Below are 20,449 nucleotides of genomic sequence, written 5' to 3'. Positions count from 1 at the left end.
GGGGAATTCGCATGGCACCAGAACCACCGCTGCTCAGCATGTCCGGAATCACCAAGTCGTTCCCCGGAGTCCGGGCCCTCGACGGCGTCGACCTCGACGTCCAGGCCGGCGAGGTGCACTGCCTGCTCGGCCAGAACGGCGCCGGGAAGTCGACCCTCATCAAGGTCCTGGCCGGCGCCCACCAGCCCGACACCGGCGAGATCCGCTGGCGCGGCGAGCAGGTCACACTCCGCTCGCCGATCGCCGCCATGCGGCTCGGCATCGCCACCATCTACCAGGAACTCGACCTGGTGGAGCACCTCTCGGTCGCCGAAAACGTCCACCTGGGCCACGAGCCGACCACCGCCGGGTTCGTCGTCCGGGGCAAGGCCGCGAAGGAGTCGACAGCCGCTCTGCTCAAGAGACTTGGACACCCGGAGATCGATCCCGCCCGGATCATCGGGGAGCTGTCCGCGGCGCAGCAGCAGATCGTGTCCATGGCCCGGGCGCTCTCCCACGACGTGCGGCTCATCGTGATGGACGAGCCGTCCGCCGCCCTCGACCCCGACGAGGTCGACAACCTCTTCCGCATCGTCGGCGCCCTCACCGCCGCCGGTGTCGCCGTCGTCTACATCTCGCACCGCCTGGAGGAGATCCGGCGCATCGGCGACCGGGTGACCGTGCTCAAGGACGGGCGGGCCGTGGCGAACGGACTGCCGGCGAAGACGACCCCGACCCGTGAGGTCGTCGCGCTGATGACGGGCCGCAACGTCGAGTACGTCTTCCCCGACCGGCCCGACTCCCCGCCGCGCGGCGAACCCGTGCTGAAGGTCCAAGGGCTGTCGCGAATAGGGGAGTTCGAGCCCCTCGACCTGGAGGTACGGCCGGGCGAGATCGTGGGCCTGGCCGGACTCGTCGGCTCGGGCCGCTCCGAGATCCTGGAGACCGTCTACGGCGCCAGGAAACCGACGACCGGTCAGGTGCTGGTCGACGGCAAGACGCTGAAGCCGGGCAGCGTCCGGGCCGCCGTCCGGGCCGGACTCGGGCTCGCCCCCGAGGAACGCAAGGCGCAGGCCCTGCTGATGCTGGAGTCCGTCACCCGCAACGTGTCGGTCTCCTCCATGTCCCGCTTCTCGCGCGGCGGCTGGATCGACCGGGGCGCCGAACTCGGCGCCGCCCGGGCCGCGACCCGCGAACTGTCGCTCAGGCCCGACAACCCGTCCGTGCCGGTGCGCACCCTGTCCGGCGGCAACCAGCAGAAAGCCGTCCTGGCCCGCTGGCTGCTGCGCGGCTGCAAGGTGCTGCTGCTCGACGAACCCACCCGCGGCGTCGACGTCGGCGCCCGCGCCGAGCTCTACGCGGTCGTCCGCCGGCTGGCCGACGAAGGCCTCGCCGTGCTGCTGGTCTCCAGCGAGGTGCCCGAGGTGCTCGGCCTCGCCGACCGCGTCCTGGTGCTGCGCGAGGGCCGTGTCGTCCACACGGCACCCGCGCGCGAACTCGACGAACACCGCGTACTCGACCTGGTCATGGAAGGAAGTCCGGCGTCATGACGCAGCCCGTCTCCCCGCCGCGGGACAGCATCACCGACAAGGTGCCCCAGGACCGGCCCACGGCCTGGCGCGGCCTGCTGGCCCGCACCGACGTCCGCACCCTCTCCCTGCTCGGCGTGCTCGCCGTGCTGATCCTCGTCGGCGGCATCACCAAGCCCGACGAGTTCCTCGACACCCGCAACCTGCAACTGGTCCTCACCCAGGCCTCCGTGGTCGGCGTCGTCACCGTCGGCATGACCTTCGTCATCATCTCCGGCGGCATCGACCTGTCGGTCGGTGCGATCGTCGCCCTCGCCTCCGTATGGGCGACCACGGTGGCCACCCAGGAGTACGGCTTCGCCGGCATCCTCTTCACGGCGGTCGTCGTCGGAGTCGGCTGCGGCCTGGTCAACGGGGTGCTCATCGCCTACGGCGCGATGGTGCCGTTCATCGCCACCCTCGCCATGCTGGCCTCCGCCCGCGGCCTCGCCCTGCAGATCACCGACGGCAAGACCCAGATCGTGACGGTGCCCTCCGTCCTCGACCTGGGCGAACGCGACGCCTACGTCCTCGGCATCCCGCCCCTGGTCCTGGTCTTCGCGGTCGTGACCGTCATCGGCTGGCTGGTGCTCAACCGCACCACCTTCGGCCGCCGCACCGTCGCCGTCGGCGGCAACCCGGAGGCCGCCCGGCTCGCCGGCATCGACGTCCGCCGCCAGCGGCTCTACCTCTACCTGCTGTCCGGGCTGTGCTGCGGCATCGCCGCCTTCCTGCTGATCGTCCTGTCCGGCTCCGGACAGAACACCAACGGCAACCTCTACGAACTCGACGCCATCGCCGCCGCGATCATCGGCGGCACCCTGCTCACCGGCGGCCGCGGCACCATCACCGGCTCCGTCCTCGGCGTCCTGATCTTCTTCACGATCACCAACATCTTCGCCCTGAACAACCTGCAGAGCGACGTCCAGCAGATCGCCAAGGGCGCGATCATCGTCGCCGCCGTGCTGGTCCAGCGCCGTACCGCGAGCACGACCTGAGGAAAGGGTTCACCGCCATGACCGAGATCACGAGCCGCAGAGGACTGCTCTTCGGAGCCGCCGCCGTCTCCGCCGGTGCCCTCCTCACGGGGTGCACGAGCAACGAGCCGTCCGAATCGAAGGACGAGCCGGCGGGAGACAACCAGCCGGCCGCCGACGACAAGCCCGGCAAGCAGGTCACCATCGGCTTCGCCGGACCGCAGGCCGACCACGGCTGGCTCAACGCCATCAACGACAACGCCAAGAAGCGGGCCGAGAAGTACTCCGACGTCACCCTGGAGATCACCGAGGGCTCCAACGACACCGCCCAGCAGATCGGCCAGATCGAGACCCTCATCAACAAGAAGGTCGACGTCCTGGTCGTGCTCCCCGCCGACGGCAAGGCCCTCACCCAGGTCGGGCTGAAGGCGATGCGCGCGGGCATCCCGGTCGTCAACCTCGACCGGATCTTCAACACCCCGCAGGCCTACCGCTGCTGGATCGGCGGCGACAACTACGGCATGGGCCTCAACGCCGGGCACTACATCGGCGAGAAGCTCAAGGGCAAGTCGGGCGCCCGCGTCATCGAGCTGGCCGGTCTGGACAACCTGGAGCTGACCAAGCAGCGCACCCAGGGCTTCGACGACGCCCTGAAGAACTACCCCAACATCAAGAAGGTCGCCCGGCAGGCCGCCGAGTTCACCGTCGAGTCCGGGCAGGCCAAGATGGCCCAGCTGCTCCAGGCCCAGTCGAAGTTCGACGCCCTGTGGAACCACGACGACGACCAGGGCGTGGGCGCACTGCGCGCCATCGAGCAGGCCGGGCGCGACGACTTCCTGATGGTCGGCGGCGCGGGCGCCCTGTCCGCCTTCCAGGCCATCAAGCAGGACAACGGCGTGCTGAAGGCGACCGTCCTCTACCCGCCGACCATGGCCGCCTCCGCGATCGACCTCGCCCGCGCCCTCGGCCAGGGCAAGGGCATCGGCGGCATGGCCGAGTTCGAGATCCCCGCGTCGATCACCCTCTATTCGGCCGTCGTCGACAAGACCAACGTCGACCAGTACATGCCCACCGGCTTCCGGTGACCGGTTCCGCCCGCACCCCCCACGTGCGCCACCCCGACCAGGACGAGGAGGACACCCGTATGGGACAGCCGCAGCAGCAGTCAGATGGGACCGAGGCAGGCAAGCCACCCCTGCGCGTGGGAATGGTCGGCTACGCCTTCATGGGCGCCGCCCACTCCCAGGGCTGGCGCACCGCGGGCCGTGTCTTCGACCTGCCGCTGAACCCCGTGCAGACCGCGATCTGCGGCCGGGACGCCACCGCCGTGCGAGCGGCGGCCGACCGCCACGGCTGGGCGTCCACCGAAACCGACTGGCGCGCCCTCGTCGCACGCGACGACATCGACCTCGTCGACATCTGCACCCCCGGCGACAGCCACGCCGAGATCGCGCTGGCCGCCCTCGCGGCCGGCAAGCACGTCCTGTGCGAGAAGCCGCTGGCCAACACCGTCGAGGAAGCCACCACGATGGTGCGGGCCGCCGAAGAGGCCCACCGGCGCGGGCAGGTGGCGATGGTCGGCTTCAACTACCGCCGGGTCCCGGCCACCGCCCAGGCCCGCCGCATGGTCGCCGAGGGCCGCCTCGGCGCACTGCGGCACGTGCGCGTGACGTACCTCCAGGACTGGCTGGTCGACCCGCAGTTCCCGCTGACCTGGCGGCTGCGCAAGGAACAGGCCGGCTCCGGCTCGCTCGGCGACCTCGGCGCGCACATCATCGACCTCGCGCAGTACCTGGTGGGGGAGCGGCTGGCGGGCGTCTCCGCGCTGACGGAGACCTTCGTACGGCAGCGGCCCCTGCCCACCGGCGCCACCAGCGGTCTGTCCTCCGTCTCGTCCGCCGGCACGGGTGAGGTCACCGTGGACGACGCCGCCCTGTTCACGGCCCGCTTCCCCTCCGGCGCCCTCGCCTCCTTCGAGGCCACCCGCTACGCCACCGGCCGCAAGAACGCCCTGCGCATCGAACTCAACGGGGAGCGCGGCTCGCTCGCCTTCGACCTGGAACGGCTCAACGAGCTGTCCTTCCACGACGGCACCGAACCCGGGGCGGAGGCCGGCTTCCGCCGCATCCTCGTCACCGAACCCGACCACCCCTACCTGGACGCCTGGTGGCCGCCGGGCCACGGCCTCGGCTACGAGCACACCTTCGTCCACCAGGCCCGCGACCTCGTCCACGCCATCGCCGAGGGCCGCCGCCCCGAACCGTCCTTCGCCGACGGGCTCCAGGTGCAGCGCGTGCTCGCGGCCGTGGAGGAGAGCGCCGAGAAGAACTCCGTCTACACGCCGATCGCGGTCTGAGGAGGCTGACGCGCATGCCGCGCACATTCACGCTGTTCACCGGCCAGTGGGCCGACCTGCCGCTGGAGGAGGTCTGCCGGCTCGCCCGCGACTTCGGCTACGACGGGCTCGAACTGGCCTGCTGGGGCGACCACTTCGAAGTCGACAAGGCACTCTCCGACCCCGGGTACCTCGACGGCCGCCGGGCCTTGCTCGACAAGTACGGCCTCAAGTGCTGGGCCATCTCCAACCACCTGGTCGGACAGGCCGTCTGCGACGCCATCATCGACGAACGCCACCAGGCGATCCTGCCGGGAGAGGTCTGGGGCGACGGCGACCCGGAAGGGGTCCGGCAGCGGGCCGCGGACCGCATGAGGGACACCGCGCGCGCCGCGGCCGCCTTCGGCGTCGACACCGTCATCGGCTTCACCGGCTCCGCCATCTGGCACCTGGTCGCCATGTTCCCGCCCGCCCCCGACGCGATGATCGAGCGGGGCTACCAGGACTTCGCCGACCGCTGGAACCCGATCCTGGACGTCTTCGACGCGGAGGGCGTGCGGTTCGCGCACGAGGTCCACCCCAGCGAGATCGCCTACGACTACTGGACCACGCAGCGGGCCCTGGAGGCCGTCGACAACCGCCCCGCGTTCGGCCTGAACTTCGACCCTTCGCACTTCGTGTGGCAGGACCTCGACCCGGTCGGCTTCCTCTGGGACTTCCGCGACCGCATCTACCACGTCGACTGCAAGGAGGCCCGCAAGCGCCTCGACGGACGCAACGGCCGGCTCGGCTCCCACCTGCCCTGGGGCGACCCCAGGCGCGGCTGGGACTTCGTGTCCGCCGGGCACGGTGACGTCCCGTGGGAGGACGTCTTCCGGATGCTGCGCTCCATCGGCTACCAGGGCCCGATCTCGGTCGAGTGGGAGGACGCCGGCATGGACCGGCTGCAGGGCGCCCCCGAGGCCCTGACCCGCCTCAAGGCGTTCGACTTCGAGCCGCCCAGCGCGTCCTTCGACGCCGCGTTCAACAGCTGAACCACGCACTCACCGCTGGTCGGGGACGGGGACCGGTTCCACCGCCGGTCCCCCCTCCGACCTGCCCGGATCCCGCTTTGTCCTGTGCGGGGAGAAAGCCCAACCGAACCCGATCCAAGGGGTGTTCGCCCCGGACGGACGCGGTTACCTTCCTTGAAGCGTTCAGGACACACGCACCTCCGGGGTGACGGCGCACCCCGGCGCCCGCACCGCACGTCTTCGCACCCGTTCCGTACGGCCCACCCGTTCCCGGAGGGACTTCGTGCACAGAACCAGACCCAGAAGCACCAGCACCCCCAGGCGGCCCAGACTGCGCACCACCGTCGCCCTGTTCACCGGCCTGCTCCTCGCCGTGGGCACCCCGGCCACCGTCGCCGGAGCCCAGCCCGGCCGAGCGGGTCAGGACGAACCGGCTGCTGCCGCAGAGGGCCAGTTCCAGCAGGTGCCGCTCGCCAAGGGCGAACCCGAGACGGGCGAGCCGATGTCGCTCGCCGTGCTCCCGGACCGCAGCGTCCTGCACACCTCGCGCGACGGCACACTGCGCCTCACCGACCAGGGCGGTGTCACCAAGGTCGCCGGCAGGATCCCCGTCTACAGCCACGACGAGGAAGGCCTCCAGGGCGTCGGCATCGACCCGGACTTCAAGAACAACCGGGCGATCTACCTCTACTACGCCCCGCCGCTCGACACCCCCGCGGGCGACGCCCCGGAGACCGGCACCGCCGAGGACTTCAAGAAGTTCGACGGCGTCAACCGCCTCTCCCGCTTCGTCCTCAAGGCCAACGGCACGCTGGACCTGGCCAGCGAGAAGAAGGTCCTCGACGTCGCGGCCTCCCGCGGCACCTGCTGCCACGTCGGCGGCGACATCGACTTCGACGCGGACGGCAACCTCTACCTGTCGACCGGCGACGACACCAACCCCTTCGCCTCCGACGGCTACACGCCGATCGACGACCGGCCGAACCGCAACCCGGCCTTCGACGCCCGCCGCAGCTCCGCCAACACCAACGACCTGCGCGGCAAGATCCTCCGCATCAAGGTCGCCGAGGACGGCTCGTACACCGTCCCGGAGGGCAACCTCTTCGCCCCAGGCACCGACAAGACCCGTCCCGAGATCTACGCGATGGGCTTCCGCAACCCGTTCCGGATGAGCGTCGACGACAAGACCGGCATCGTGTACGTCGGCGACTACGGACCCGACGCGGGCGCCGCCGACCCCAAGCGCGGCCCGGCAGGACAGGTCGAGTTCGCCAAGGTGACCAAGGCGGCCAACTTCGGCTGGCCCTTCTGCACCGGCGCCAACGACGCCTACGTCGACTACGACTTCGCCACCAAGGAATCCGGCGAGAAGTTCGACTGCGACGCCCCGAAGAATACCTCGCCGTACAACTCGGGCCTGGTCGACCTGCCGCCCGCGCAGGCCGCCTGGATCCCCTACGACGACGGCTCCGTGCCCGAGTTCGGCACCGGCTCCGAGTCCCCGATGGCCGGCCCGGTCTACCGCTACGACCCCGAGCTCGACTCCAGCGTGAAGTTCCCCGAGGCCTACGACGGCGACTTCTTCGCGGGTGAGTTCGGCCGCCGGTGGATCAAGCGGATCGAGCAGAACGACGACGGCTCCGTCGCGAAGATCAACGACTTCCCGTGGACCGGCACCCAGATCATGGACATGGAGTTCGGCCCCGACGGCGCGCTCTACGTCCTCGACTACGGCGTCTCCTGGTTCCAGGGCGACGAGAACTCCGCGCTCTACCGGATCGAGAACGCCGAGGACGGCTTCTCGCCGATCGCCGAGGTGAGCGCCGACAAGACGTCCGGGGCCGCCGGCCTGAAGGTCGAGTTCACCGGCTCCGCCAAGGACGCCGACTCCCAGAACCTCACCTACAGCTGGGACTTCGGCGACGGCACCAAGGGCGAGGGCCTCAACCCCACCCACAAGTACAAGAAGGTCGGCACCTACAGCGCCACCTTCACCGCGAAGGACCCCGAGGGCAACACCGGCAACGCCAGCGTACGGATCGTGGTCGGCAACACCGAGCCCAAGGTGCGGATCGACGTCCCCGGCAACGGAACCCTGGCCGAATTCGGCAAGCCCGTCCCGTTCAAGGTGACCGTCACCGACCCCGAGGAGACGGTCGACTGCTCCAAGGTCAAGGTCGTCTACAGCCTCGGCCACGACTCCCACGCCCACGAGCTGACCAGCGAGATGGGCTGCGAGGGCACCCTGAAGCCACCCCCCGGTGACGGTGGCCACGACCCCAACGCCGACATCTACGGCGTTGTCGGCGCCAGCTACACCGACGGCGGGGCGAACGGGCAGGAGGCCCTGACCGGCACCGCCCGTGCCGTGCTCCAGCCGCTGCACCGCCAGGGCGAGCACTTCACCACCCAGTCGGGCGTGTCGGTCATCGAGAAGACCGGCGCCAACGGTGGCAAGACCGTCGGCAACATCGACGACGGCGACTGGATCTCCTTCAGCCCCTACCGGTTCGACGGGCAGAAGAAGATGACCGTGCGGGCCTCCTCCGGCGGCGCGGGCGGCTTCATCGAGCTGCGCACCGGCTCGCCCGACGGTCCGCTGCACGGCTCGGCGTACATCCCGCCGACCGGCGGCTGGGAGACCTTCCAGAACGTCGACGTGCCGCTGCGGTCGCTCCCCAAGAAGACCACCGACATCTACCTGGTCTTCAAGGGCGGCGAGGGCGCGCTGTACGACGTGGACGACTTCGAGTTCTCCAAGGAGCCGTTCAAGGGCGGCAAGAAGGTCCTGGTCTTCTCCAAGACCGCGGGCTTCCGCCACGACTCCATCCCGGCCGGCATCGCCGCGCTGAAGGAACTCGGCGGACCGGCCGGCATCACGGTCGACGCCACCGAGGAGGCGAAGCAGTTCACCACGGCCAACCTCGCCAAGTACGACGCGGTGGCCTTCCTGTCCACCACAGGTGATGTCCTCAACGCCGAGCAGCAGCAGGCGTTCGAGAACTACGTGAAGAACGGCGGCGGCTACATGGGCATCCACGCCGCCGCCGACACCGAGTACGACTGGGAGTTCTACGGCGGCCTCGTCGGCGCCTACTTCGACTCGCACCCGGCCATCCAGAAGGCCACCGTCCGCGTCGAGGACCACGACCACCCGTCGACCGCGCACCTGGACGACGCCTGGGAACGCACCGACGAGTGGTACAACTACCGCACCAACCCGCGTGCGCAGGCCAAGGTCCTCGCCACCCTGGACGAGACCACCTACCAGGGCGGGAACATGAAGGGCGACCACCCGATCGCCTGGTGCCAGAGCTACGGCGGCGGCCGGTCCTTCTACACCGGCGGCGGCCACACCAAGGAGTCCTACGCCGACGAGGCCTTCCGCGCCCATCTGCTCGGCGGCCTGAAGTACGCCACCGGCCAGGTGAAAGCGGACTGCAAGCCGAGCAAGGACTACCGGAAGATCTTCAACGGCCAGACCCTGGACGGCTGGAAGCAGGCCGGTCCCGGCAAGTTCAACGTCAAGGACGGCACCCTGGAGACCGAGGGCGGCATGGGCCTGCTCTGGTACCAGGCCAAGGAGCTGAAGTCGTACTCCCTCAAGCTCGACTGGAAGATGCGGGGCGACGACAACTCCGGGATCTTCGTGGGCTTCCCGGCCTCCGACGACCCCTGGTCCGCGGTGAACAAGGGCTACGAGATCCAGATCGACGCCACGGACGCGGCCGACCGCACCACGGGCTCCGTCTACTCGTTCAAGTCCGCGAACATCAAGGCCCGTGACCAGGTCCTGCGGCCGCCCGGCCAGTGGAACTCCTACGAGATCAAGGTCCAGGGCGAACGCCTCCAGGTGTTCCTCAACGGAGTCAAGATCAACGACTTCACCAACAAGGACCCCCAGCGGAGCCTGACCGACGGCTACATCGGCCTCCAGAACCATGGCGCCGACGACCAGGTCTCCTTCCGCAACATCCAGTTGAAGGAACTGCCCGTCACGGGTGGCTGAGAGCGGCGGCGGGCGGGGGACGCCGGACCCCCGCCCGCCGTCTCCCGTCCCTCCCCCCGGGTTCGCGCACGATCAGGAGGTTGCACATGTCCGCGTCCCTCTCCCGACCGCGTGTGGGCGTGTGGCTGATCGGAGCCCGCGGCTCCGTCGCCACCACCGTCGTCACGGGGTACGCCGCCGTCGCCGCGGGACTGCACCCGCCCACCGGCATGGTGACCGAGACACCGGCATTCACCGACAGCGGCCTGCCCGCGCTGTCCGACCTCGTCTTCGGCGGCCACGACACCGTCGACTGCCCCCTGCCCAAACGCGCCGAGACCCTGACCGCCGGCGGCGTCCTCCCGCCGGGCATCGCCACCGCGGTCGCCGCCGAACTCGCCGCCGCCGACCGGGAGATCAGGCCCGGTGGTCCCACTCCGGGGGACACCAGGAGCGAGGCCGATCTGATCACGGCCTTCGCCGACGACATCCGCGACTTCGTCCACCGCCACGAGCTGGAGCGAGCCGTGGTGGTGAACGTCGCCTCCACCGAACCCGCTTCCCAGGCGCCCGACGCACCACTGCCGGCCAGCACCCTGTACGCGCTGGCGGCCCTGCGCGCGGGCTGCCCCTACGTCAACTTCACCCCCTCCGAGGGCATGCACCACCCCGTCGCCGCCCGCGAGGCCGAAGGCAGCGGCCTGCCGTACGCCGGCCGCGACGGCAAGACCGGCCAGACCCTGCTGCGCTCGGTGCTCGGCCCGATGTTCGCCCAGCGGGCGCTGACCGTGCGCGCCTGGTCCGGCACGAACCTGCTCGGCGGCGGCGACGGCGCCGCCCTGGCCGACCCTGCCGCCGCGGCCGCCAAGAACGCCGGCAAGGAACGGGTCCTCACCGACACCCTCGGCACCACGCCCCAGGGCGAGACCCACATCGACGACGTCCCCGCCCTCGGCGACTGGAAGACCGCCTGGGACCACATCGCCTTCGACGGCTTCCTCGGCACGCGCATGATCCTCCAGACCACCTGGCAGGGCTGCGACTCGGCCCTGGCCGCACCCCTCGTCCTCGACCTCGCCCGCCTGACCGCCCGGGCCCACGAGTCGGGCCTGTCCGGCCCACTGGACGCCCTCGCCTTCTACTTCAAGGACCCGGTGGGGGACGCGCCGTCGGGCCTGGCCGAGCAGTACGAGGCACTGGTCGGCTTCGCCGGGAATCTTCGGGGGGCGGGGGCGGGAGCGGAGGCGATGGGCCCGACGGGGCCGGGAGGCCCGGTGGGCCCGGCAGGCCCGGCAGGCCCGGCGGGGTCGGGGGAGGGCGCGGGCCGGGAGAGCGCGGGCCTCCGGCAGGGCGCCGGAGAGGGCCGCGAGCTCGGTCGCGCGGAGCAGGCCCAGGGGATGGAGGGCCTCCGGTGAGGTGGCGAGAACGCCCTTGCGGAGCCTCGGACAGTACGGATGACACCTCCCTTGGAGGGGACGCCGACGGCACGGCGCCTTGCGGCGGCACCGGCCGCCCCGCACGGGCACGCGCACGCGCCTGGGCGGAACTCCTGCGTCTCCCGGCCTTGTTCAGCGTGCCCGGAGACGCACTCGCCGGCACGGCCGCCGCCGGCGCACCGCCCAACGCCCGCACCCTGCTCGCCATCGGCTCCTCCCTGTGCCTGTACGAGGCCGGTATGGCCCTCAACGACTGGGCGGACCGCGAGGTGGACGCCGTCGAACGCCCCCACCGCCCTCTGCCCTCCGGCCGCATCCGCCCCGCCGCCGCGCTCACGGCGGCCTGTGCCCTCACCGGGGCCGGACTGGCCCTGGCCGCCCGCGCCGGCCGCCCGGCCCTGGCCGTCGCCGTGCCCCTGGCGGCGACCGTCTGGGCGTACGACCTCACCCTGAAGCACACCCCCGCCGGACCCGTGGCCATGGGCGCGGCCCGCGGACTCGATCTGCTCCTGGGGGCCGCGGCCACCACCGGCCGTACCCGCCCGGCCCTGCCCTCCGCCGCTCTCCTCGGCACCCACACCCTGGCCGTCACGACGGTCTCCCGCCAGGAGGCGCGGGGCGGCTCCCCCCTGGCTCCCCTGGCTGCGCTTGCCACGACGGCCCTGCTGACCCGCCTGGTGACACACCGCCTCGCGCGTCCCCCGGAAGGCGGCCGGAAAGCAGCCACCCAGGTCCTGCCGGGCCTGCCGGACCTGCTCTCCTCCCGTCCCCGACGATCTGAGCCGGGCCGACAGCCCGTGGCACACCTCACCACCGCCCTCGCAGCCGCCTACGCCGCGAGCACCGCCCGCCCCTACTTCCACGCCGCTCTCAATCCCTCACCTCCTCTCACTCAGCGAGCAGTCGGCGCCGGCATCCGCGCCACGATCCCCCTCCAGGCCACCCTGACCGCCCGCTCCCGGGGCACGGCGACCGCCCTCCTCATCGCGGCCCTCGCCCCTCTCGGAGCGAGATTCGCGAGGAAGGTGAGCGTCACATGAGCTCCGACGCCATGGCCTCCGACGCCCGAGCCTCCGGCAGCAGGGCCACCCCCACAGGGCCGGCCCTGCCTTCCCTCCGCTTCGGCTACGGCACCAACGGCCTCGCCGATCTCCGGCTGGACGACGCGCTCCGTCTTCTCGCCGACCTCGGATACGACGGTGTCGGGCTGACCCTCGACCACATGCATCTCGACCCGCTCGCCCCCGACCTCGCCGCCCGCACCCGCCGGGTCGCCCAACGGCTGGACGCGCTCGGGCTGGAGGTCACCGTGGAGACGGGCGCCCGCTATGTGCTCGACCCGCGCCGCAAACACGGCCCCTCCCTGCTGGACCCGGACCCCGGCGACCGGGCCCGCCGTGCCGACCTCCTCCTGCGGGCCGTGCGGGTCGCGGCCGACCTCGGTGCCCACGCGGTCCACTGCTTCAGCGGGATCCTCCCGGAGGGCACCGACACGGACACCGCGTGGAAGCGCCTCGCCGAGACCCTCACGCCCGTCCTGGACGCCGCCGCGTCCGCCGGCGTTCCGCTCGCCGTCGAGCCCGAACCGGGTCACCTCCTCGCCACCCTGGCCGACTTCCACCACCTCCGCCGCATCCTCGGCGATCCCGAACCCCTCGGCCTCACCCTCGACATCGGTCACTGCCAGTGCCTCGAACCCCTCCCTCCCGCCGACTGCGTGCGCGCAGCCGCCCCCTGGCTGCGGCACGTCCAGATCGAGGACATGCGGCGCGGCGTCCACGAGCACCTCCCCTTCGGGGACGGGGAGATCGACTTCCCGCCGGTCCTGGCGGCCCTCGCCGCCACCGGCTACCAGGGCCTGACCGTCGTCGAACTGCCCCGCCACTCCCACGCCGGCCCGCATTACGCCGGGCACTCCCTCGCGTTCCTCCGCCACGCCGAGCAGACCGCGGCCACCGCCTCACCGCACCCTGCTCCGGCCCTCCAGCAGGCCGCGCCACCCCACGGCGCTCCCTCCACCGCCCCTGAAGGGAGCAGCACCCCATGACCCACCCCCGCACCACACCACCGGCGAGAACCGACGGCTCCCAGGACACCCAGGACGACACCCAGGCCCACAGCCCCCAAGCGACCCTCGACACCGCCCTCACCTCCTCCCTGAAAGAGATCCGCCGCCACCTCATCGCCCAGCTCGACCCCGCCGCCCGCGCCTGGCTCGAGCACGCCCTCGACGAAGCCGCCGCCCACCCCGGCATGCACGGGCCCATCTCCGCGTGGGAACTGCGCCTCGCCGAGGCCGGACGGCGCTGCGGTGCCGCGTACGCCGATGCCGCACGCGTCCTCATCCTCGAAGCGGCCCGTGCCGGCACCGACGCCCTGACCCGGGTGTACTTCCAGGGCACCGCCGACGAGCGCCGCGCCGTCCTGCACGCCCTGCCCCACCTCGCGTCCGGCCCCGGCGCCCTCCCGCTCGTCGAGGACGCCCTGCGCACCAACGACACGCGGCTCCTCAGCGCCGCCGTCGGCCCGTACGCCGCCCGGCACCTGGCCCCCCACGACTGGCGTCACGCCGTGCTCAAGTGCCTGTTCACCGGCGTCCCCGCCGACCACGTGGCGGACCTGCCCCGGCGGGCCCGCGGCGACGGCGAACTCGCCCGCATGCTGGGCGACTACGCCGCCGAACGCACCGCCGCCGGCCGCACCGTCCCCGAGGACCTGTACCGCGTCCTGGACCTGACCGAGTCCGTGACCCCGGCCCCCGGCACGGACCACCCCCACGGCAAGGAGTCCTGATGCGCATCTTCGACCCCCACATCCACATGACGTCCCGCACCACGGACGACTACGAGGCCATGCACGCCGCCGGTGTCCGCGCCGTCGTCGAGCCCTCCTTCTGGCTCGGCCAGCCCCGCACCTCGCCCGCCTCCTTCCTCGACTACTTCGACTCCCTCCTGGGCTGGGAGCCGTTCCGCGCCGCCCAGTACGGCATCGCCCATCACTGCACGCTGGCGCTGAACCCCAAGGAGGCGAACGACCCGCGCTGTGTGCCCGTCCTCGACGCGCTGCCCCGGTATCTCGTCAAGGACAACGTCGTGGCCGTCGGCGAGATCGGCTACGACTCCATGACCCCCGCCGAGGACACCGCCCTCGCCGCCCAGCTCCAGCTCGCCGCCGACCACGGGCTGCCCGCCCTCGTGCACACCCCGCACCGCGACAAGCTCGCAGGTCTGCGCCGCACCCTCGACGTCGTCCGGGAGTCCGCGCTGCCCCCGGAACGCGTCCTGGTCGACCACCTCAACGAGACCACCGTCAAGGAGGCCAAGGACAGCGGCTGCTGGCTGGGCTTCTCCGTCTATCCGGACACCAAGATGGACGAGGAGCGGATGATCGCGATCCTGCGCGCCTACGGCACCGAGCAGGTCCTGGTCAACTCCGCCGCCGACTGGGGAAAGAGCGACCCGCTGAAGACCCGCAAGGTCGGCGACTTGATGCTGGCCGAGGGCTTCGGCGAGGACGACGTCGACCAGGTGTTGTGGCGCAACCCCGTCGCCTTCTACGGGCTCAGCGGCCGCCTGACCCTCGACGTCACCGGCACGGAGGCCACCCACGAGGGCAACTCCATCCTCCGCGGCGTACCGAAGGAGCCGGGGGAGCAGGGGGAGCCGGACCTCGGCCCGGAAGACGGCGGCGAGCCGGCCCGCGTCCCCGCCTCGGGGGCGTGAACCATGCGCTTCCGCCACCCCGACGGCTCCACCGTCCACCTCGCCTACTGCACCAACGTCCACCCCGCCGAAACCCTCGACGGCGTCCTCGCGCAGCTCCGCGACCACTGCGAACCCGTCCGCCGACGCCTGGGCCGCGACCGGCTCGGCATCGGCCTGTGGCTCGCCAGGGACGCCGCCCACGCCCTCGACACCGACCCGTCCGCACTGCGCGGCCTGCGCACCGAACTCGACCGGCGCGGCCTCGAGGTGGTCACCCTCAACGGCTTCCCCTACGAGGGCTTCGGCGCCGAAGAGGTCAAGTACCGCGTCTACAAGCCGGACTGGGCCGACCCCGAACGCCTCGACCACACCACCGCCCTGGCCCGCGTCCTCGCCGGGCTCCTCCCCGACGACGTCCGCGACGGCACCATCTCCACCCTGCCCCTGGCCTGGCGCACCGCGTACGACGACGAACGCGCACAGACCGCCCGCACCGCCCTGCGCACCCTGGCCGAACGCCTCGACGCCATCGAGGAGCTGACCGGCCGCTCCCTCCGCGTCGGACTGGAACCGGAACCCGGCTGCGTCGTCGAGACCACCCACGACGCCATCGCCCCGCTCACCGCGATCGGCCACGACCGCATCGGCATCTGCGTCGACACCTGCCACCTCGCCACCTCCTTCGAAGACCCGCACACCGCCCTGGACGCCCTCACCGAGGCCCGCGTCCCCGTCGTCAAATCCCAGCTCTCCGCCGCCCTGCACGCCGAACACCCCCATCTGCCCGAGGTCCGCGAGGCCCTCGCCGCCTTCGCCGAACCCCGCTTCCTGCACCAGACCCGCACGGCCACCGCCGCCGGCCTGCGCGCCACCGACGACCTCGACGAGGCCGTCGCAGGCCACGCCCTGCCCGACGGTGCACCCTGGCGCGCCCACTTCCACGTCCCCCTGCACGCGGCCCCCGCCGCACCCCTCACCTCCACACTCCCGGTCCTGAAGACCGCGCTCACCCGGCTCGTCGGCGGCCCTGTCCCGCTCACCCGCCACCTGGAGGTCGAGACCTACACCTGGCAGGCCCTCCCGCCCGAGCTGCGCCCCCGGAGCCGCAGCCAGCTCGCCGAGGGCATCGCCGCCGAACTCGCCCTCGCCCGCGACCTGTTGACGGACCTCGGCCTGAAGGAGCTGCCATGAGCACCGGTGAGCATCCGGCCCCGGCCGCCGCGGACCGCCCCACACCGCTCCTCGTCCTCGACGTCGTCGGCCTCACCCCCCGTCTCCTCGACCACATGCCCCACCTCAAGTCGCTCGGCCGGTCAGGCTCCCGCGCCGCGCTGGGCACCGTCCTGCCCGCCGTCACTTGCGCCGCCCAGTCCTCGTTCCTCACCGGCACCATGCCCTCCGAGCACGGCATCGTCGGCAACGGCTGGTACTTCCGCGAACTCGGCGACGTCCTCCTGTGGCGTCAGCACAACGGCCTCGTCGCCGGTGACAAACTCTGGGACGCCGCCCGCCGCGCCCACCCCGGCTACACCGTCGCCAACATCTGCTGGTGGTACGCCATGGGCGCCGACACCGACATCACCGTCACCCCCCGTCCGGTCTACTACGCCGACGGCCGCAAGGAACCCGACTGCTACACCAGGCCGGCCGCGCTGCACGACGAACTCACGGAAGAACTGGGCACGTTCCCCCTCTTCCACTTCTGGGGCCCCGGAGCGGACCTCGTCTCCAGCCGGTGGATCATCGACGCGACCCGCCACATCATCCGCACCCGGCACCCCGACCTGACGCTCTGCTACCTCCCTCACCTCGACTACGACCTGCAGCGCTTCGGCCCCGACGACCCGCGCTCCCTGAAGGCGGCCGCCGACCTGGACGCCGCCATGGCACCGCTCCTGGACGACGCCCGCGCCGAGGGCCGCACGGTCGTCGCACTGTCCGAGTACGGCATCACCCGGGTGAACCGCCCCGTCGACATCAACCGCGCCCTGCGCCGCGCCGGCCTGCTGGAAGTGCACACGCAGGACGGCATGGAGTACCTCGACCCGATGGCGTCCCGTGCCTTCGCGGTCGCCGACCACCAGATCGCCCACGTCTATGTGCGCCGCCCCGAGGACCTCGACGCCACCCGGGCCGCCCTCGACGGCCTGCCCGGCATCGAGCAACTCCTCGACGACGAGGGCAAGAAGGCCCACCACCTCGACCATCCGCGCGCCGGCGAACTCGTCGCCGTCGCGGAACCCGACGCCTGGTTCACGTACTACTACTGGCTCGACGACGCCCGCGCGCCCGACTTCGCGCAGCTCGTCGAGATCCACCGCAAACCCGGCTACGACCCGGTCGAGCTCTTCATGGATCCCCTCGACCCCTACGTCAAGGTCAAGGCGGCCACCGCGCTGGCGCGCAAGAAACTAGGCATGCGCTACCGCATGGCGGTCGTGCCCCTGGACCCTTCACCTATTCGCGGCAGCCACGGCCGCCTTCCGGCGAGCGACGACGACGGTCCGCTCCTCATCTGCTCCACCCCCCGCGCTGTCGGCGACCGCGTCGCGGCCACCGATGTGAAGTCACTGCTGCTCCGACTCGCCGGTCTCGACTGAAGCCTCAGCCCTCAGTCCCGACTGGTCACAAGTGAAGCACTCACCACTGACAACGCCCCGCGATCACGAGGAGTTCCACGCATGAGCCGCTTCTCCCAGCCCGACCCCGAGCTCACCCACCGCCTCAGCAGACGCGGCATGCTCGGCGTGGCCGCAGGCGCCACCGCCGCCGCCCTGCTCGGTGCCGCCGCCCCCGCGTCCGCCGCCACCGGCAACACCTCCGGAACCACCGGCACGGCCTCCGGCGCCAAGGGCCGCGGCCGCCCCGTCCTGCCGCCCGGCCGCCTCGGCATCCAGCTCTACAGCCTCCGCGACAAGGTCTCCACCCTCGGCTTCGGCCCCGTCTTCGCCGAACTGGAGAAGTACGGCTACGACGAGGTCGAGTTCGCCGGCTACACCCAGGGCTCGGCCGGCCCCATCACACTCGCCCAGCTCAAGCGGCTGGCCAGGAACCACGGCCTGAACCCCATCGGCAGCCACGTCGGCTACTACTCCGACGACCCGAACGCCTACACCTTCGCCCAGAACCTCACCAAGGTCCTCGACGACGCCCAGGCCCTCGGCCTCAAGCACATCGGCACGGCCGCCGGCCCGTTCCGCTACGGCTCCACCGTCGACGCCTGGAAGCGCGCCGCCGAGGACTTCAACACCTACGGCGCCGCGGCGAAGGCCCGGGGCATGAAGTTCTACCAGCACAACCACTCCGAGGAGTTCAGCTTCGCCACGGACAACCCGAAGGTCCGCCTCTACGACGTCCTGCTCAAGGAGACCGACCCGGACCTCGTCTACCTGGAGATGGACATCTACTGGGCGTACGTCGGCCAGTTCCGCTTCTCCAAGCGGCCCGACGGCACGCCCGCCCCGTTCGAACCGCTGAAGTACGTCCTCAGGCAGCCCGACCGCTACCCGCTGTTCCACGTCAAGGACGGCGAGAGCGACCCGTCGAACCCGTACGGCTACCGCATGACCGATGTCGGCGACGGCGACATCGACTACCAGCGGTTCATCTCCGCCGTGACCCGGCTGCGCGGCCACCGCATGGCCCACCACTGGCAGGCCGAGCACGACAACCCGGCCGAGTCCTTCACGTTCGCGCGGCGCTCCAGCGCGCACCTGCACTCGCTGCGGGAGAAGTGCTGACGCGGCAGGAACACGAGGAGGCCCCTCCCCGGCCGGGGAGGGGCCTCCTCATGCGTGGGACGGGTCAGCCGTCGCTTTCGCGGAGGGGACGGTGTGCGGCGCCGGACGGTGCGTGCGGGCTGCTTGCCGGGGACGGCTCCGGGGACATGTCAGGTCGTGTCCTCGCCGAGCGGTTGCGGGTTGGGAGCGATGCGGCCCTTTTCCTTGTCGCGTCCCGGCGGGGTCAGGAACAGGGCCACGCAGCCGGCGAAGAGGGAGATGGAGCCGGCCAGGATGAACGCACCCGAGTGTCCCCAGGCGCCGACGACCACGGCACCCATGCCCGCTCCCAGGCCGGAGACGAGTTTGGCGCTGTAGACCATGCCGTAGTTGGACGCGTTGTTGTTCTCACCGAAGTAGTCGGCGGTGAGCGCGGCGAACATGGGGAAGATGGCTCCGCCGCCGAAGCCGGAGATCGAGGAGAAGACCAGGAACAGCGGCAGGTTCTCGGCGTTCGCCGACCAGAGGATGCCGTACTGCGACAGCCCCAGGATGACGCACACCACGAGCAGGCACCGCTTGCGGCCGTAGAGGTCGGAGAGCCAGCCGATGACACCGCGGCCGGTGCCGTTGACGATGGCCTTCAGGGACATGGCCGTGGCGACGATCCCGCCGGCGAATCCGGCCTCCTCGCCGATCTCCACCTGGAATGCGATGCCGAAGATGTTCACACCGGACGTACAGGCCAGGCAGAACCACATCAGGGCCACCCGGCCGGTCTTCCACGCCTCCTTGGGGGAGTACTGGCGCACCGCCGGCGGGTTCATGCGCAGGGAGCGGGCCGCGCGCGGGTCCTTCGGCGGGTTGAGCGGGTCGATGTCGGAGGGCCACCAGTTCTTCGGCGGGTCCTTGAAGAAGTAGCCGGAGCACGCCACGATCCCGGCCAGGAACACGCCGACGGAGACCAGGACCCAGCGGAAGTTGGTGAGGTCCATGTAGCCGTTGAAGAGGAAGACGAAGGGCACCGAGCCGTAGGCGAAACCGCCGTTGACGAAGCCGGTCTTGCCCCCCTTGCGCTCCGGATACCACTTGCCGACCATGTTGACGCAGGTGGCGTACACCATGCCCGCGCCCATGCCGCTGAACATGCTGAAGCCGATGTAGGCGAAGACGACGTGCGGTGCGAAGGCCAGTGACAGGTAGCCCAGCAGCGTGCCCACCGCGCCGCACATCATCGCCCAGCGGGCCGGAAGCTTTCCGCTCTCACGCAGCTTGCCCGCGGGGAAGGCCACCGCGGCCTGGAAGAAGACCCACACGGTCATCATCCAGAAGATGTGCATGCTGTCCCACGCGTGTGCCGTGTGCAGGGTCTCCTCGGCGGACGCGAACGCGTACTCGGCGGAGGAGATGCCCATCATGCCGATCCAGGGCAGGATCACCATCCACTTGCGCTTGCGCCCCATGATGTCGATGTCGGTCTCACCGAGGCGGTAGACGCGTCCGTTCGCGTCGGTGACCTCCCGGTAGGGAACCGTGGTGGGCAGATCGGTCGTTGTCATGTCGTGTCGCACCCCTTGCGTCGAAAGATCTGGCCAGCGCCCCCTGTCCCATGCCTTTCGTGCGCGTGCGGGTCCCGGGGGGGGGGGCCCCCCCCCCCCCCCCCCCCCCCCCCCCGCCCACCCACAGATACCCCCCCCCCCCCCCCCCCCCCCCCCCCCCCCCGGCATCCC

15 protein-coding genes are annotated in these 20,449 nt (G+C 71.3%); 14 read left to right on the top strand and 1 reads right to left on the bottom strand.

What is annotated here, in order from left to right; genetic code table 11:
- Positions 1-11 precede the first annotated feature (11 nt).
- From ACZ3I3_RS39145 to ACZ3I3_RS39080, 14 genes are all read left to right on the top strand, one after another.
- Positions 12-1,529, top strand: a complete 1,518-nt coding sequence (locus ACZ3I3_RS39145) for a sugar ABC transporter ATP-binding protein (RefSeq protein ID WP_467372550.1) — start codon at positions 12-14, stop codon at positions 1,527-1,529.
- Entirely contained in the window at positions 1,526-2,545 is a 1,020-nt protein-coding gene (locus tag ACZ3I3_RS39140; protein ID WP_467372548.1) for an ABC transporter permease, read from the top strand. The genes ACZ3I3_RS39145 and ACZ3I3_RS39140 overlap by 4 nt, the downstream gene beginning before the upstream one ends.
- A 17-nt stretch (positions 2,546-2,562) precedes the next feature.
- A complete protein-coding gene (locus ACZ3I3_RS39135) occupies positions 2,563-3,609 on the top strand; it encodes a substrate-binding domain-containing protein (RefSeq protein ID WP_086846121.1) in 1,047 nt (348 codons plus the stop codon).
- A 59-nt stretch (positions 3,610-3,668) separates the two neighbouring features.
- Positions 3,669-4,880 carry a Gfo/Idh/MocA family protein gene (locus ACZ3I3_RS39130; RefSeq protein WP_467372547.1) on the top strand — a complete coding sequence of 404 codons (1,212 nt, stop codon included), beginning with the start codon at positions 3,669-3,671 and terminating at the stop codon, positions 4,878-4,880.
- 14 nt (positions 4,881-4,894) lie between these two features.
- Complete coding sequence (locus tag ACZ3I3_RS39125; RefSeq protein WP_467372546.1) at positions 4,895-5,893, top strand: sugar phosphate isomerase/epimerase family protein; 999 nt, start codon at positions 4,895-4,897, stop codon at positions 5,891-5,893.
- Between the two features lie 262 nt (positions 5,894-6,155).
- The gene (locus tag ACZ3I3_RS39120; protein ID WP_467372545.1) at positions 6,156-9,881 is read left to right on the top strand and encodes a ThuA domain-containing protein; all 3,726 of its coding nucleotides are present in this window, start codon (positions 6,156-6,158) and stop codon (positions 9,879-9,881) included.
- An 86-nt stretch (positions 9,882-9,967) separates the two neighbouring features.
- Positions 9,968-11,275 carry an inositol-3-phosphate synthase gene (locus ACZ3I3_RS39115; RefSeq protein WP_467372544.1) on the top strand — a complete coding sequence of 436 codons (1,308 nt, stop codon included), beginning with the start codon at positions 9,968-9,970 and terminating at the stop codon, positions 11,273-11,275.
- Complete coding sequence (locus tag ACZ3I3_RS39110; RefSeq protein ID WP_467372543.1) at positions 11,272-12,336, top strand: SCO3242 family prenyltransferase; 1,065 nt, start codon at positions 11,272-11,274, stop codon at positions 12,334-12,336. Before ACZ3I3_RS39115 ends, ACZ3I3_RS39110 begins: the two co-directional genes overlap by 4 nt.
- A gap of 11 nt (positions 12,337-12,347) precedes the next feature.
- The gene (locus tag ACZ3I3_RS39105; RefSeq protein ID WP_467372586.1) at positions 12,348-13,343 is read left to right on the top strand and encodes a sugar phosphate isomerase/epimerase family protein; all 996 of its coding nucleotides are present in this window, start codon (positions 12,348-12,350) and stop codon (positions 13,341-13,343) included.
- On the top strand, positions 13,340-14,089 hold the full coding sequence (locus ACZ3I3_RS39100; RefSeq protein WP_467372541.1) for an EboA domain-containing protein: 750 nt from the start codon (positions 13,340-13,342) through the stop codon (positions 14,087-14,089). Before ACZ3I3_RS39105 ends, ACZ3I3_RS39100 begins: the two co-directional genes overlap by 4 nt.
- Complete coding sequence (locus ACZ3I3_RS39095; protein WP_467372539.1) at positions 14,089-15,018, top strand: TatD family hydrolase; 930 nt, start codon at positions 14,089-14,091, stop codon at positions 15,016-15,018. Before ACZ3I3_RS39100 ends, ACZ3I3_RS39095 begins: the two co-directional genes overlap by 1 nt.
- Before the next feature lie 3 nt (positions 15,019-15,021).
- Entirely contained in the window at positions 15,022-16,191 is a 1,170-nt protein-coding gene (eboE, locus tag ACZ3I3_RS39090) for a metabolite traffic protein EboE (RefSeq protein ID WP_467372538.1), read from the top strand.
- Positions 16,188-17,600 carry a nucleotide pyrophosphatase/phosphodiesterase family protein gene (locus tag ACZ3I3_RS39085; RefSeq protein ID WP_467372537.1) on the top strand — a complete coding sequence of 471 codons (1,413 nt, stop codon included), beginning with the start codon at positions 16,188-16,190 and terminating at the stop codon, positions 17,598-17,600. The genes eboE and ACZ3I3_RS39085 overlap by 4 nt, the downstream gene beginning before the upstream one ends.
- Positions 17,601-17,681: 81 nt before the next feature.
- A complete protein-coding gene (locus tag ACZ3I3_RS39080) occupies positions 17,682-18,740 on the top strand; it encodes a sugar phosphate isomerase/epimerase family protein (RefSeq protein ID WP_467372536.1) in 1,059 nt (352 codons plus the stop codon).
- Between the two features lie 149 nt (positions 18,741-18,889).
- On the opposite strand, the gene ACZ3I3_RS39075 is transcribed toward ACZ3I3_RS39080, so the two are convergent.
- Positions 18,890-20,278: an OFA family MFS transporter gene (locus tag ACZ3I3_RS39075; protein ID WP_467372535.1), complete on the bottom strand. Its 1,389-nt coding sequence runs from the start codon at positions 20,276-20,278 to the stop codon at positions 18,890-18,892.
- Positions 20,279-20,449 lie beyond the last annotated feature (171 nt).

Source organism: Streptomyces sp. NPDC016851 (genome assembly GCF_055562795.1).
The sequence above is the reverse complement of the archived record's forward strand: the minus strand, read 5'-3'. Positions and strand labels throughout refer to the sequence as shown.